A 13,811-nucleotide genomic window follows, 5' to 3' on the forward strand; every position below is an offset into this window, starting at 1 on the left:
TATGGCCAGACTGTCCGGAGGGGATCCGTCACTGCTGCGGCGGCTCAACGCCATCGCCGTCCTGCGAGCGCTGTACGCGGCCGAGGAGCTCACCCTCGCGGAACTGGTCAAAGCGAGCGAGGTCTCCCGGCCGACGGTCGAGGAGATCGCCACCGACCTCGGCGGTCAGGGCCTGGTCGAGGAAGTCCCGCTCTCCCCCGACGCGCCGCGACCGGTGGGCAGGCCCGCGAAGCGCTACCGCTTCCGTCCCGAAGCCGGACAGGTCGCCGGCCTCGAAGTCGGCCCGCATCGGGCGTTGTGCCTGGTCGCCGACCTGCGGGGCGAGGTCATCGGGCGGGCGAAGGCCGAACTCACCCCGGAGATGGACGCGTCCGACCGGCTCGGCACCGCCCGCCGGATGCTCGACGTCGCCGTCCGGGGCCACGCGAACGTGCGAGTGCTCGGCATCGGCACCACCGGCGTGGTGTCCGGCGGCAAGGTCGTCCGCGACGACCGTCTTCCCGGCTGGACCGGCGTCGACCTGCCGACGGAGTTCGGCGGTGGCTGCCCGGTGCTCGCCGGCAACGACACCAAGCTCGCGACGCTGGCCGAGCACTGGCGCGGCGTCGCGCACGGTGTGGACGACGTCGTCTACGTGCGGGCCGGGCGCACCGTCTCGCTGGGCCTGCTGCTCGGCGGGAAGCTGCACGACGGCCACCACGGCGCGGCGGGCGAGATCGGCGTCCTGCGGCGGGGCGGCGGTTTCGTCGAGCTGGTCGCCGCGAGCGTGCTCGCCGTCGACCCGCAACTGGTGGTGATCGGCGGCTCCGGAGACTGGCTGACCGCGCCACTGCGCGCCGAACTGACCCGGTTGTGCCTGTTCCCGGTGCGCGTCGAGGCGTCGACGCTCGGCGAGGACTCGGTGGCGCTCGGCGCGGTACGGCTGGCACTGAGCCGCGTGGAACGCGAACTGTTCAGCGTCGCGGACGTCGCCTGAGCAGGCTGATCGCCACGATCAGCACGGCCACCGCGCCGCTGGTGAACAGCTGCGCCCGCGCGTCGGCGTCCGTCCACATGAGAATGAGGACGCCCGCCATCGCGATCAGGGCGACCCAGCTGAGCCACGGGAAGCCCCACATCCGCACCGGCAGGTCCGCGGCCGTGCCGTCGCGTTCCGCCGCTTTCCTCAGCCGCAGCTGGGAAACGGCGACGAAGATCCACACCAGCAGGATGTTCGCGCCGATGGCGTTGAGCAGGAACGGCAGCACGTGTTCGGGCGCGAGGAAGTTCAGCAGTACGGCCACGAACCCGAAGGCCACCGACGACAGCACCGCGGTCCGGGGGACGCCCGAGCCGGACAGCTTCAGCATCGCGCGCGGCGCTTCATGGCGTTCGGCCAGGGAGAACACCATCCGCGAGGCGCCGTAGAGGTTCGCGTTCAGCGCCGAGAGCAGCGAAGTCAGCACGACGAAGCTCATCAGCAACGCCGCCGCTGGCACGCCGATCTGCTCCAGGATGGTCACGAACGGGCTGGTGTTGGCCGAAGCCGATTCCCACGGCAGCAACAACACCATCAGCGCGACCGAGCCGATGTAGAACAGCAGCAGCCGCACGATGACCGTGCGCGTGGTGCGGCGGATCGAGTCGGCCGGGTCCTCGGACTCCGCCGCGGCGATGGTGACCAGTTCCATGCCACCGAAGGAGAACGCGACCGCGAGCAGGCCGGTCAGCACACCCTGGAGGCCGTTGGGCAGGAAACCGCCGTGTCCGGTGAGATTGCTCAGGCCGACCGGCGTCGTCCCCGGCAGGATCCCGAACACCGCCAGCGTGCCCAGCACGAGGAAGCCGACCACGGCGGTCACCTTGATGGCGCCGAACCAGAACTCGAACTCCCCGAACGAGCGCACCGCGAACAGGTTCACCACGGTCAGCACCGCCATGAACAGCAGCACCCAGGTCCACTGTGGAATCCCGGGCAGCAGCCCGTTCGCGATCCCCGCCGCCGCGGTCGCCTCGGCGGCCACCACGACCACCAGCAGCGACCAGTACAGCCAGCCGACGGTGAACCCGGCCCAGCGGCCGAGCGCCTTCTCCGCGTACACCGAGAACGAACCGCTGCTCGGCTCGGCGGCCGCCATCTCGCCCAGCATGCGCATGACGAGCACCATCAGCAGGCCGGCGACCACATAGGACAGCAGGATGCCGGGGCCCGCGGTCTTGATCCCCGCGCCGGTGCCGACGAACAGGCCCGCCCCGATCGCCCCGCTGATGGCCAGCATGGTGACGTGCCGCCGCCGGAAGCCGGTGCCGAGCGACCGGGTCTCGATCGCGGTCACGGGTTCGGCGGGACCTGGTGCGGGCATGGTGGATCCATTCGTTCGCGGCGGTACTGAGGAGCTCAACCGCGGGACAACTCTTCCAGCCGTTCGTGCAGCCGGTCGACGTGGTCCTCGCTTTCGGGCTTCATCAGCACGCTACGCAGGATCCTCGCGCCGTCCGCATCCGCGTCGACCCCGGTGTGACGCAGACCGAACTGCTGCTCGCTCACCCGGAGCGTGCTGAGGAACACCGGATCCTTCGCCGCGGCCATGCCGACGCGCATGATCCGCGCGCTCGCCTCGTCGATCTTCGACAGCGAAAGCGGTTCCGTGCGGGGGAAGTAGGTGACGATGTCGAGTTCCGGTGGCTGGTACAGGTCGAACCGCTCGGAGTCCTCCAGCAGCTTCGCCCACCGCAGCGCCGCGCGGCGGCCTGCCGCGAGGACCCGGCCCAGCCCGTCGGGCGTGGGCGGCAGCACCCGGAAGGTGAGCCACAACGCGGCGGCGGCCGCGCCCGCCCGGGAGCATTCGAGACTGATCTCGCCGAGGTGCAGGTCTTCCGAGGTGAAGTAGGTGTACGGCGAATCGTGCAGGTAGAACCGGCCCGCCGCCGGATCCTTGAAGAGCACCGCGCCGCAGCCATAGGGCTGGAGGCCGTGCTTGTGCGGGTCGATCACGATCGAATCGGCCTCGGCGATGGCGAGCCACGGGGCCTCGGGCAGCCCTTCCGGACCGTCCAAACCGGACAGAAGCCGGAAGAAACCGCCGTAGGCCGCGTCGACGTGCACCCGGACGCCGTAGCGTTCGCGCAGCGCCAGCACCTCGTGGACCGGCTCCACCGTGCCGAGCGCCGTCGTGCCCGCGGTGACCACCACGGTGCCGATCTTCCCGGTGCGCAGCAACTCTTCGAGCGCGTCGAGATCCATCGCGCCGCGAGCGTCGGCGGGCACCGTATGCCCCTCGACGCCGAGTACGCCGCACATCCGGCCGTGCGTGTAGTGCGCCTCGGCGCTGTACGCGATCCCCTTGCCCGGATGCGTTTCCCGCGCGACGAACAACGCCTCCAGGTTCGCCACCGTGCCGCTGGTGGTCAGATGCCCCAGATGCTCCTGGTAGCCGAACATCGTGGCCAGCTGCTGAACCACTTCGCGTTCCATCTCGGCCGTCGCGGGACCGCCGTCGAGCGCGTGGTTGTTGGGGTTGACCAGCATCGCGGTCAGGTAGCCGACCACCGCGGCCGGATGCGGCGGTTTGAGCATCTGGCCCGCGTAGGAGGGGTGGAAGAACGGGTAGTTGTCCTTCAGGCGCTCGGTGAGCTCCTCGAACGCGGTCTCGAACCGCCCGTCGGAGATCTCCAGCGACGGATGCGGCCGCACGGGGGTGAACGTCTCCGCCCACGCCTCGTTCGACGTCAACGCCTGCCCGAGCCAGTACCGGAAGTCCATCAAGGGCGCCCTTCGATCGTTCGGCTCCAAAAAACGTAAGAGTCCCCGGAGGTCTCGCGCAACCGTCTTCGGTAGGGGTCAGGGCCCCTTGGCGACCGCCGCCTGGCGCCGTTCTTCGCCCTTCTCTTCCAGTTGCTTGACGATCTCCCGCAGCGAAACCGCCAACTCGGTGCATTCCGCCGGGCTGAGCCTGTCGGTGACGAACGCTTCCTCCTGGTTGAACTCCGGGAACAGCTCCCGCATCAGCCGCTCCCCCTCCGGTGTCAGCGCGAGCAGCACCAGGCGTCCGTCTTCGGGATGTTTGCGCCGCGTGACCAGGCCGTGGGCCTCCAGGGTCTTCATCACGCCGGTCAGCGTGCCCTTGGTGATCCCGGATTCCGCGGCGACGTGCCTGGTCTCCTTCTCGCCGAAGATCCACACCACCCAGAGCACCACGAACGCGGTCCAGGTGAGGCCCGCGGTGCGCAGCACCGAGTTCTCGAAGTGCAGCCGGACCGCGATGGCCGCGCGGTGGAGGTTGGCCACCGCCTCCATCCGCTCCCACAGCAGGGGGATTCCGCCCAGCTTGGCGCGCACGGCGCTCTCGGTCTCGGCCAGCGTGTGATACCCGGTCAACACCCACATCCTCACCGGCCCCGGAGGTACCAGCCCGGTGGGCACGCACCCCCGCGCGCCCGATCCGCCGATCGTATGCGGAACGGCGTGAGTCCACAGTGGTCTTTTCGGGGCCGGATCGTGTCCGGTTCCGGACAACGCCGGGGCGGGCTCACCGGGTGGGGACGGCCGCCCGGTGCTCGGCGATGTCACCGAACAGATCGCCCATCTCCTCGACGCGCTCGATCACCTGATCGGCGGTGAAGAGCAGGTCGGCGGCCTTGCGGCAGGCCTCGACCTCTTCCCAGGTCACCGGAGTGGACACGGTCGGGATGGCGCGGCCGCGCAGCGAGTAGGGCGCGATGGTGGTCTTGGCGGTGTTGTTCTGGCTCCAGTCGATGAACACGCGGCCGGGGCGGATCGCCTTCGTCATCCTGGCGACGACGGTTTCCGGTGAGCGGCGCGCGAGCTCCTCCGCGACCGCCTTGGCGTACTCGGAGGTGCGCTCGTCGGAGCGGGTGCGCACCGGGCAGTACAACTGCATTCCCTTGTTGCCGCTGGTCTTCGCGTACACCGTCAGGCCGTCACCGGTGAGCAGGTCGCTGAGCGTCTCGGCGACCCGGCAGCAGTCGACGACGTCCGCGGGCGGGCCGGGGTCGAGGTCGAACACCAGCAGATCCGGTGGTTTCCGCGCGCCACGCGGTCCGACCGTCCATTGTGGAACGTGCAGTTCCAGCGCGGCGAGGTTCGCCGCCCACATCAGCGTCGGGAGGTCTGCGACCACCGGGTAGTCGAGCGTCTCCTCCCCGCCCCGGCGGCTGTGCTTGGTGAGCCGGGCGGTGCGCACCCAGTCGGGCACGTGCCGGGAGACGTTCTTCTCGTAGAACGGTTCGCCGTCGACGCCGTCCGGGAACCGGCGGAACGTGGCGGCCCGGTCGCGCAGATGCGGCAGCATGGCCGGGGCGACGCGGCGGTAGTAGTCGAGGACCTCGCGTTTGGTGAAACCGTGCGACGGATACAGCACCTTGTCCAGATTGGACAGCCCCAGCCGCCGTCCCTCGACCTCGACCGTTATCCGCTCCTCAGGCACCCTTCGACGATAGATCACCGGCGGCGTTTCCGGGGTACCGTGAGGCATGAGTACCGTGCCGGACGCGATCGCCCCGATGCTGGCGACCGACGGCGACCTGCCCACCGGCGGGTGGGGGTACGAATACAAATGGGATGGCTATCGCTGCTGCCTGCGTGTCGCGCGCGGCGGCGAAACGCGCCTGACCAGCCGTCGCGGCCTCGACATCACGGCGACGTATCCGGACGTGACCGGCGAAGCGCTCGATGGCCGCGAGGTGGTGCTCGACGGCGAGATCGTCGTCCTCGACGACAAAGGGCGGCCCAGTTTCCCGCTGTTGCAGACCCGGCACCTGCGCACTCCGGACGCGTCGCTGCTGGAACGCAGCCCGGTGCACTTTTTCGCCTTCGACGTGCTGCTTCTCGACGGTGAGAGCCTGCTCGACACGCCGTACGCCGCCCGCCGCGACCTGCTGACCTCCCTGGACGCCGGCGGCCGCGTCGTCATCCCGCCGGGGTACACCGACGACGACATCTCACCCGATCAGCTGCTCGAGATCGTCCGGCAACACGGCCTCGAAGGACTGATCGCGAAGAAGCTCGACAGCCACTACCACCCCGGCAAACGGACACGGCAGTGGATCAAGCGGGCACTGTGGCATGGCCAGGAGGTCGTGATCGGCGGGTGGCGCCCCGGCGAGGGACGGCGTTCGGGGACGCTCGGCGCGCTGCTGCTCGGCGCGCACGACGAGGCGGGCGAGCTGCGGTACATCGGCGATGTCGGGACCGGGTTCAGCGACAAGGTCCTCGACGACCTGTACGGCAGGCTCACTCCGCTGGAACGGAAGACGCCTCCTTTCGCCTCGGAGGTCCCGCGCGATCGGGCGCGGCGGGCGCGCTGGGTGGAGCCGGAGCTCGTCGGCGAGGTCGTGCACCGGAACTGGACCCCGGACGGACGGCTCCGGCACACGACCTGGCGGGGGCTGCGGGCGGACAAGACCCCCGGAGACGTCGTGCTTCCGGCTCACGGCTGACGGCGGCCGGGTCGACCGATGCCCCGGCCTCTTCGATGGTCGTCCTGTTCGAGCACGGCCGGTGGCGGCGAGACGCCTACCCCGTACCTACCTGTGATCGCGCTCGGCGCACGGGTCCACTCGCACGACTGACGCCGTGTCCCCGGCGTGTCAGCGCCGTGGCGGTCCGGTGTCAGGGCGGTCGGCGATCGTTGCTTCACCAGCAAGAGATCACCACCACCGAGGGAGTTCCCATCATGTCCGTCTTCACCACGCCGTCGCCGATCACCGCCATCCTGACCACCGCCGGCGCCCGGGTGCGCGTCGCCGCCAGCGACCGCCCGGACACGGTGGTGCTCGTCGAGCCGATCGACGGCACGAGCAAGTCGGACGTGAAGGTCGCCGAGAACACCAAGGTCGACTTCGCCGGTGGCGAGCTCTCGATCGAGACGAAGAAGGCCGGCGGCAAGAGCGGATCAGTGGCGATCACGATCGAGGTGCCCACCGGTTCCAAACTGGTCCTGAACACGGCTTGGTCGGAGATCCTCGCCGAAGGCCGGTTCGGCGACTGCGAACTCGAGGTGGGGTCGGGCCGGATCCAGGTCGACCACGTCGCGGCGGTGCGAGGCAACGTGGCGGCGGGCGAGGTCGTCGTCCGGCACGTCTCCGGGACCGTGAACGTCGAGGGCGGCACGGCTGGACTGCGGATCGGCGAGGCCGAAGGCGCCGTCAAGTACGTGGGTGCCACCGGGAAGGTCTGGATCGGGCACGCCCGGTCCAGCGTCGACCTCGCCGGTTCGAGCGGGAGCTTCGACATCGACCGCGCCGACGGCGACGTCATCGCGAAAGCGGCCAACTGCCCGATCCGCGTCGGACGGCTGTCGCACGGCGCGGCCCAGCTCGTGAACGCGTCCGGCGGCATCGAGGTCGGCATCGACGGGGACACCGCGTCGGTGGACGCCGAGAGCAAGAAGGGGTCGGTGCGCAACTCCATCGCGGCGGGCGGCGAGGGCGGGGTCAAGGTGTACGCGCGCACTCGGCTTGACGACATCGTCGTTCAGCGCGCCGCTTGAGTTCCTTTGAGGGTGGGCGGTCTGGTGGGTCGCCTGTTTCCGAACCTCGGTCCCAATGTGGCATTGGAGACGCTGAGCGTCCCCAATGCCACATTGGGAACATCCACCCCCGAGACGCTCCAGGAATCAGTCGGCGAAACGGTCCAGCGCCTCCAGCTTCCAGCCGCGTTTCAGGTCGCTCGAATGATGTCCCGAGTCGTCGTCGATCAGCAGTTCCGCGCCGGGCCAGGCGCGGGCGAGTTCCCAGGCCGTGTCCACCGGGCAGCTCAGGTCCCGGCGCCCGTGGATCAGCACCCCGGGAATGTCCTTCAACAGACCGGCGTCGCGGATCAGCGCGCCGGGTTCCAGCCAGGCCGCGTGGGAGTAGTAGTGCGTGACGATGCGCGCGAAGGCCAGTTCCCATTCGCCGATGGGACCATTGTGGACGGTCACGCCGGGTTCGAGCGAAAGGACGGTGTCCTCCCAGGCACACCAGGAACGAGCGGCCTCGGTGCGCACGTCCGGGTCGGGATCCGCCATGAGCCGCGCGTAAGCGGCCACGAGGTCGCCGGTGAGATCACCGCGGAAGCGGGCCCACGCTTCAGGGAAGAACCGGCCGGCACCGTGATACAACCAGTCGATCTCGGCAGGACGTGTCGTGCTGATCGAGCTGACGATGATCTCCGTGACCCGCTCCGGAAACCGTTCGGCGTAAGCGAGCGCGAGCGTCGTACCCCACGAGCCGCCGGTGACGAGCCAGCGTTCGATGCCCAGGTGTTCCCGTAAACGTTCCATGTCGGCGACGAGATGCGCCGTCGTGTTGTGGCGCATGTCGGTCGCCGGATCGCTCGCGTGCGGGGTGCTGCGGCCGCAGCCTCGCTGGTCGAACAGCACGACGCGATAGCGGGCCGGGTCGAACATCCGCCGCATGCCCGGCGTGCAGCCCTGTCCTGGTCCGCCGTGCAGCACGACCGCGGGTTTCCCGGCCGGGTTCCCGCAGGTCTCCCAGTGGACGCGGTTGCCGTCACCTACTTCGAGCAGCCCCTCGTCGTAAGGCTCGACGGGCGGATACAGGTCGATCATGAAGCCAGCCTAGACCGTCCGTGAGAGCGCGAAACACTTTCGCCGCAACGAAGTTCAGCACACCGGCCCTTTCTTCGCCGCGTCGGAAGGGGGAGATTCATCGATACCGGCGAAATCACCAGAAACGGAGAACCATGGCGCTTGACGGTATGAACTTCACCCTTGGCGTGGAAGAAGAGTTCGTCCTCTTGGACCCGTTGGACGGCTCGGTCGCGTTACGCGCGCCCGATCTTCTCGAAAACCTCGCCCCCGAAACGGACGTCACCGGTGAGCTGATGCGGTTCCAGATCGAGACCGCGACCGGCATCTGCCACGGCCTGGACGAAGTGCGCTCGGACCTGACCCGGCTGCGGGAGACCGTCGCGAAGGCGGCGGAGGCCGACGGCTGCCTGATGGTGGCGGCGGGGGTCCCGCCCGGTGACCTGCGGGGAGACGCGCTCACGCCCGAACCCCGGTACCGGCGGTTGGCCCAGGCGTTCCCCGAGCTGATCGACGCGGCGGGAACGTGCGCCTGCCACGTGCACGTCGGCTTGCCGTCGCGGGACGTCGGCGCGCGGGTCCTCGCCGGGCTGCGGCCGTGGCTCGCGCCGTTGCTGGCGCTCAGTGTCAACTCCCCGGTCGAGCACGGCGCCGATTCCGGATGGTCGAGCAGGCGCTTCCCGATCTGGGACCGGTGGCCGACGGCGAGACCGCCCGACGAATGGCCCGGCGCGGCCGCCTACGACCGGAGCATCCGGGACGCCTTGCGCCACGGCGCCGCGCTCGACGCGGCGGGCGTCTACTTCTACGCCCGCCTTTCCCCTCGCTATCGCACTGTGGAAGTACGGATCGCCGACGTCTGCCTGGCCGTCGACGACGCCGTGCTCCTCGCGGCGCTGGTACGCGGGCTGGTCGCGACCTGCGCCGAGACCGCGGTACTGCCACGAGCCCGCGGATCGCGGATCGGCGCGGCGCTGACGGCCGCCGCGCGCCGGGGCCTCGACGGGCCCGGCGTCGACGTCTTCACCGGCGAGGAGGCCGATCAGCGGGACCTGCTCGGCGAACTCGTCGCCTTCATCCGGCCCGCCCTCGACGCCGCCGGTGACACGGAGGACGTCGAACGAGGACTGGACTCGCTGTTCGAACACGGGACCGGCGCGGCGCGGCAACGCCGATTACTCGCGGAAGCGGCTTCCCCGGGTGAATTCGCCGCGGATCTCGCCCACGCGACGATGAACGTGCCGACCCGGTGAGGCGAACCGGCGTCACAGCCAGCCGGACTCCCGCGCGATCCGCACCGCGTCGACCCGGTTGCGGGCGCTGAGCTTCGACACGATCGTCGTCAGGTAGTTCCGCACGGTACCGGCGGACAGGAACAGTTCCGCCGCGATCTCGGTCGGGTCGGAGCCGACCGACGCCAGCCGGAGCACCTCGATCTCGCGGGTGGTGAGCGGGCATTCCTCGCTGTCCCAGGCGGCGAGCGCGAGATCGCCGTCGACGACGCGCCTGCCGGCGGCGACCCCGCGGACCGCGTTGGCCAGCCTGTCGGCGGGTGCGTCCTTGCGAAGGAAACCGTTGACCTTCGCGGCCAACGCCCGCCGAAGGGTGCCGGGGCTGCCGAGCGAGGTGAGGATCAGCGTGCGCACTCCGGGCAGCTGCTCGTGCAGCTCGGCGGCCGCGGTGAGGCCGTCCTTGCCCGGCAGGTCGATGTCGATGAGCGCGATGTCGGGGCGCGCGGACTGGGCGAGCGGGAGGATCTCGTCACCGCTGGCGCATTCCGCGACGACCTCGATGTCGGCTTCCAGTCCGAGCAGCGCGACCAGGGCCCCACGGACAATGTGCATGTCCTCCGCCACCAGGACCTTGATCATCGACCCCATCTGCCTTTCGCCTGTGCCCGCCCCACGGGCCGACAATACTATCCTCACACAACCTTACCGCGAAATGGAAACCGGCCCTTGACCGCCGCGGGGGTCGCGGTCAAGGGCCGGTTCTGTGTTGCCGCGGGAATACGTTCTTCGGACCGCGCCAACACGGCCGGGTTGTTCCGGCGTGAATGCGCTACCAGGAATTTTGCGGCCTCCCACCAGGAAGATCCAGTGTTCGCACCACCGCCGACCTGTGGTTTTCGCATGGTCATCCCATGATGTGCGGCCTTCCCCGGACACCTCACGGCGACCGTGAAATTTTCACGTCATCGCACACATGAATCCATATCCGCCGGTGAATCAAGCACTTCAGGAGAAGCGGCGGCGAACACTACTGTCGGAAACCGCAAAGCACGCCAGAATTCCTCGAGCGAAAGGACGGTACAATGGATGAGACTGTCCGGCGAGCCGTGGAGCGAGCCATTGCCGCCATGAACGAGAAACTGGGCGAAGAGCTCACTATCGACGACATCGCCCGCGCCGCGACGTTCAGCAAATTTCATTTCACCCGGGTGTTCCAGCAGGCCACCGGTGTCTCGCCCGGCAGGTTTCTCTCCGCGCTCCGGCTCGACGAGGCCAAGCGCCTGCTGCTGACGACCTCGATCACGGTCGCCGACATCAGCCACCGCGTGGGCTACAACAGTGTCGGCACCTTCAGCACCCGGTTCAGCGGCCGCGTCGGGCTCTCTCCTTCCGCGTACCGCCAGCAGGGCGGTTTCCAGCGCCGCCTGACGGGCGAGCCTCGTCCCGGGACGAGGCCGGCGATCGTCCGCGGTTTCGTGTCGGCGCCGCCGGAGATCTCGCCCGGACTGGTCTTCGTCGGTCTTTTCCCGACACGCATCCCCGAGGGCGCGCCCGTGCGCTACACGGTCATCGACGCTCCCGGCGCCTACCAGTTGACCGATGTCCCGGAGGGCACCTGGCACCTCGTCGCGCACTGCGCGACCGGGCCGCTCACCCGCCGCGGCACCGGCTACACCGGGCACCACGGCCCGATCACCGTCGAGCCGGGCGTCACCGCGCGGCTGGCCGACCTGCGGGTGCGCCCGAAGCGCCTGTTCGACCCTCCGGTCCTGATCGCGCTGCCCGACCTGCGGTACCGCCCGGAGCCGGTCAAGCACGCGGCCTGACCCCGCTCCCGGGTGTCATGAGGGGTCCCCATCGGACGAAAAATGTCCGAAGGGGACCCCTCATGACATCCGCGTGACCTCAGGCAGACAGGCGACCCACCGAAGGCGCGAGACCCTCCCGGATGTTCCGCCGCCAGAGTTCATAGGCGGGCGTCCCGTCCGCGGCGTTCACGACGACCTCGGTCGAGTCGGCCAGGTCGACGGCCTCCTCGATGCTCAGCCCGGCGAGCGCCCGGGCGGCGCGGCGGGTGTGCGGGGGGACGAACGACGAGAACGTCCTCGCCTTCACCGCGAACACGACGCCGAGCCCCAGTTCGTCCTGATGCTCCCCCGCCGACTCGCGCAGCCGGGCCAGCCCGGGCTGGTCACAGCCGCCCGCGAAGGTCGAGGCCAGCCCGACCCCGGCCCACAGGTCCGGACGGCGTCCGGCGGAGAAGCGGTTCACCGCCGCCGCGACCTTCACCGGGTCGGCGCCGTTGATGAACCACAGCGCCCGCCCGATGCCCTGATCGCAGGCGCGGGGGAAGTACGCGGGAGCGTCCGCCCACGGGTACGGCTTGGGTACGAACTGCTGGTCGACCCACTTGCGCGTGTCGAAGTACGCGCGGTCGAACGCGTAGCCGTCGACGGCCAGCCAGCTCATCGTCGGGTGGAACGGCACCCCGTCCAGGTCCGGCAGGACCTTCTTCCAGAGCGGCCGGGGCAGCCGGGCCATCGCGAACCCGATGCCGATGTAGGTCAGGAACACGTGCGGGAGGCCGGGACCGCTCATCAGTTCGGCCGTGCGGTCCTTCCGGCCGCCGGGCATGACGTCGAGGATGGTGAACGCCATCGCCGCGCCCTCGTAGGCGAAGCCGCGCATCTCCTGCTCGACCATGTCCAGGCGCCGCTCGGCCTCCCACAGCGCCGGCCCGTGGATCCCCCACTCGAACCCGCACACCACCGCCTGCGGGATCGACTCCAGCCTGGCGGTCGCCGGCGTCGGCGGCACCCCGAAGCCGCGCCCCTCGAAACCGACCGAGGCCAGCGAAGGGGCGAACAGGGCCTGTCGGAGGGCACCCAGCAATGAGCTCATCACATACGTCCTTTGTGGATAGTGGCGGCTTCGCGCGAACTCGGCTCCCGCCGAGGAGACCACGTCGCGCTGGCCGCCCACTCGACGGCCGATCGAGGCAGGCGCCGGTACCGCCGAACAGTCGATCCCCACACTCCGACAATAAGGATTTCACCCGTTCGCCGGATGAATTCACCGGAGTGGAACGTACTCGACCAGGAATGGAAAGCACTCGTGGTGGCAATTTTACCGTCTCCTGGCCTGACACTGAGTAATCGATCGATAGCAGTTCTATGAACGTCGAACCTTTGCCATCACCGCAGCTCACCAGGGCACTGATCGCCCGCCCAGGTCGCCCGAAAAAGCACAACCTTGAATCGTGCGATTCAGATTCACTCTTCCGGGTTTGCTATGTACACTGAGAGTTAGCGCGTTTTGGGGGCATTTGGGGGAAGAGGAGGCCGGAGTGATCCGAGTCCTATTGGCCGAGGATATGCACATGGTCCGCGGCGCCTTGGTCGCTCTGCTGAACCTCGAACAGGACATAGAGGTCGTCGCGGAGGTCTGCTCGGGCGACAAGATCCTCCCGATGGCCGCGGAGTACCTCCCGGACGTCGCGATCATCGACATCGACCTGCCAGCCAAGGACGGACTCTCCGCCGCTTGCGAGCTCTACCAGCAACTTCCCAGCGTCCGCACGCTGATCCTCACCTCGCTCGGCCGCCCGGGCACCGTGCGCCGCGCGCTCGACGCGAAGGTCAACGGCTTCCTGCTCAAGGACGCGCCCGCCGACAAACTCGCCAACGCCGTCCGCTCGGTCGCCATCGGCCGCCGGGTGATCGACAGTGAACTCGCGTTGTCCGCGTGGGAAACGGAAGACTGTCCGCTGACCCCGCGGGAAGCCGAGATCCTCCGCCTCGCCGCGAACGGGCGCACGGTCGCCGACATCGCGGCGGAACTGTTCCTCTCACCGGGCACCGTGCGGAACTATCTCGCCACGGTGGTCACGAAACTCAACGCCCGCAACCGGGTCGACGCCATCCGCATCGCCACCGATTCCGACTGGCTCTGACCCACACCGCGTCTTCTCCTTTGCCGCAAAGGTTCCGCGACCCCCGGTCGTGACGATCGCATACGGCGCAACGGAGAAATCACGGTTCGCCGGTGT

Annotated in this window: 13 protein-coding genes; 6 read left to right on the plus strand and 7 right to left on the minus strand. The window is 69.1% G+C overall.

Annotated features, from left to right (window positions below):
• Window position 1 precedes the first annotated feature (1 nt).
• Window positions 2–976, plus strand: a complete 975-nt coding sequence (locus ACFWMR_RS13440) for an ROK family transcriptional regulator (RefSeq protein ID WP_378378543.1) — start codon at window positions 2–4, stop codon at window positions 974–976.
• On the opposite strand, the gene ACFWMR_RS13445 is transcribed toward ACFWMR_RS13440, so the two are convergent.
• The 4 genes from ACFWMR_RS13445 to ligD (ACFWMR_RS13460) form a co-directional block, all read right to left on the minus strand.
• Window positions 954–2,342, minus strand: coding sequence for an amino acid permease (locus ACFWMR_RS13445; RefSeq protein ID WP_378378544.1), 1,389 nt, complete (start codon window positions 2,340–2,342; stop codon window positions 954–956). The two genes, ACFWMR_RS13440 and ACFWMR_RS13445, sit on opposite strands and share 23 nt — an antisense overlap.
• 35 nt (window positions 2,343–2,377) lie before the next feature.
• Window positions 2,378–3,742: a pyridoxal phosphate-dependent decarboxylase family protein gene (locus tag ACFWMR_RS13450; protein ID WP_378378545.1), complete on the minus strand. Its 1,365-nt coding sequence runs from the start codon at window positions 3,740–3,742 to the stop codon at window positions 2,378–2,380.
• Between the two features lie 78 nt (window positions 3,743–3,820).
• The gene (locus tag ACFWMR_RS13455; RefSeq protein WP_378378575.1) at window positions 3,821–4,366 is read right to left on the minus strand and encodes a MarR family winged helix-turn-helix transcriptional regulator; all 546 of its coding nucleotides are present in this window, start codon (window positions 4,364–4,366) and stop codon (window positions 3,821–3,823) included.
• A 142-nt stretch (window positions 4,367–4,508) separates the two neighbouring features.
• On the minus strand, window positions 4,509–5,426 hold the full coding sequence (gene ligD / locus ACFWMR_RS13460; protein ID WP_378378546.1) for a non-homologous end-joining DNA ligase: 918 nt from the start codon (window positions 5,424–5,426) through the stop codon (window positions 4,509–4,511).
• 46 nt (window positions 5,427–5,472) lie between these two features.
• Here ligD (ACFWMR_RS13460) and ligD (ACFWMR_RS13465) point away from each other — a divergent pair, with 46 nt between their 5' ends.
• A complete protein-coding gene (ligD, locus tag ACFWMR_RS13465) occupies window positions 5,473–6,438 on the plus strand; it encodes a non-homologous end-joining DNA ligase (protein WP_378378547.1) in 966 nt (321 codons plus the stop codon).
• Between the two features lie 236 nt (window positions 6,439–6,674).
• Window positions 6,675–7,490, plus strand: a complete 816-nt coding sequence (locus ACFWMR_RS13470) for a hypothetical protein (protein WP_378378548.1) — start codon at window positions 6,675–6,677, stop codon at window positions 7,488–7,490.
• A 126-nt stretch (window positions 7,491–7,616) separates the two neighbouring features.
• Here the strand turns inward: ACFWMR_RS13470 and pip are convergent, their stop codons facing one another.
• On the minus strand, window positions 7,617–8,552 hold the full coding sequence (gene pip / locus ACFWMR_RS13475; RefSeq protein WP_378378549.1) for a prolyl aminopeptidase: 936 nt from the start codon (window positions 8,550–8,552) through the stop codon (window positions 7,617–7,619).
• 134 nt (window positions 8,553–8,686) lie between these two features.
• On the opposite strand from pip, the gene ACFWMR_RS13480 reads away from it, so the two are divergent.
• Entirely contained in the window at window positions 8,687–9,784 is a 1,098-nt protein-coding gene (locus ACFWMR_RS13480; RefSeq protein WP_378378550.1) for a carboxylate-amine ligase, read from the plus strand.
• A 12-nt stretch (window positions 9,785–9,796) separates the two neighbouring features.
• Here ACFWMR_RS13480 and ACFWMR_RS13485 read toward each other — a convergent pair whose 3' ends face one another.
• Window positions 9,797–10,402, minus strand: coding sequence for a response regulator transcription factor (locus tag ACFWMR_RS13485; RefSeq protein WP_039924162.1), 606 nt, complete (start codon window positions 10,400–10,402; stop codon window positions 9,797–9,799).
• A 488-nt stretch (window positions 10,403–10,890) separates the two neighbouring features.
• On the opposite strand from ACFWMR_RS13485, the gene ACFWMR_RS13490 reads away from it, so the two are divergent.
• Window positions 10,891–11,589 (plus strand): helix-turn-helix domain-containing protein, encoded by a 699-nt coding sequence (locus ACFWMR_RS13490; protein WP_093936239.1) that lies wholly within the window; start codon window positions 10,891–10,893, stop codon window positions 11,587–11,589.
• Window positions 11,590–11,668: 79 nt separating this feature from the next.
• On the opposite strand, the gene ACFWMR_RS13495 is transcribed toward ACFWMR_RS13490, so the two are convergent.
• On the minus strand, window positions 11,669–12,664 hold the full coding sequence (locus ACFWMR_RS13495; protein WP_378378551.1) for a DUF1702 family protein: 996 nt from the start codon (window positions 12,662–12,664) through the stop codon (window positions 11,669–11,671).
• Window positions 12,665–13,109: 445 nt separating this feature from the next.
• On the opposite strand from ACFWMR_RS13495, the gene ACFWMR_RS13500 reads away from it, so the two are divergent.
• On the plus strand, window positions 13,110–13,715 hold the full coding sequence (locus ACFWMR_RS13500) for a response regulator transcription factor (RefSeq protein WP_378378552.1): 606 nt from the start codon (window positions 13,110–13,112) through the stop codon (window positions 13,713–13,715).
• The last annotated feature ends 96 nt before the right edge of the window (window positions 13,716–13,811 follow it).

This window comes from Amycolatopsis thailandensis (assembly GCF_042723255.1).
GTDB classification, from domain to species: domain Bacteria; phylum Actinomycetota; class Actinomycetes; order Mycobacteriales; family Pseudonocardiaceae; genus Amycolatopsis; species Amycolatopsis thailandensis.

What these genes read in the sequence shown, in the direction of transcription:
- ACFWMR_RS13485 (WP_039924162.1), bottom strand. Translation starts at nt 10,402, where the DNA reads ATGATCAAGGTCCTGGTGGCGGAGGACATGCACATTGTCCGTGGGGCC.
- ACFWMR_RS13490 (WP_093936239.1), top strand. Translation starts at nt 10,891, where the DNA reads ATGAACGAGAAACTGGGCGAAGAGCTCACTATCGACGACATCGCCCGC.
- ACFWMR_RS13455 (WP_378378575.1), bottom strand. Translation starts at nt 4,366, where the DNA reads ATGTGGGTGTTGACCGGGTATCACACGCTGGCCGAGACCGAGAGCGCC.
- ACFWMR_RS13480 (WP_378378550.1), top strand. Translation starts at nt 8,687, where the DNA reads ATGGCGCTTGACGGTATGAACTTCACCCTTGGCGTGGAAGAAGAGTTC.
- pip (WP_378378549.1), bottom strand. Translation starts at nt 8,552, where the DNA reads ATGATCGACCTGTATCCGCCCGTCGAGCCTTACGACGAGGGGCTGCTC.
- ACFWMR_RS13450 (WP_378378545.1), bottom strand. Translation starts at nt 3,742, where the DNA reads ATGGACTTCCGGTACTGGCTCGGGCAGGCGTTGACGTCGAACGAGGCG.
- ligD (WP_378378547.1), top strand. Translation starts at nt 5,473, where the DNA reads ATGAGTACCGTGCCGGACGCGATCGCCCCGATGCTGGCGACCGACGGC.
- ACFWMR_RS13440 (WP_378378543.1), top strand. Translation starts at nt 2, where the DNA reads ATGGCCAGACTGTCCGGAGGGGATCCGTCACTGCTGCGGCGGCTCAAC.
- ACFWMR_RS13470 (WP_378378548.1), top strand. Translation starts at nt 6,675, where the DNA reads ATGTCCGTCTTCACCACGCCGTCGCCGATCACCGCCATCCTGACCACC.
- ACFWMR_RS13445 (WP_378378544.1), bottom strand. Translation starts at nt 2,342, where the DNA reads ATGCCCGCACCAGGTCCCGCCGAACCCGTGACCGCGATCGAGACCCGG.
- ACFWMR_RS13495 (WP_378378551.1), bottom strand. Translation starts at nt 12,664, where the DNA reads ATGAGCTCATTGCTGGGTGCCCTCCGACAGGCCCTGTTCGCCCCTTCG.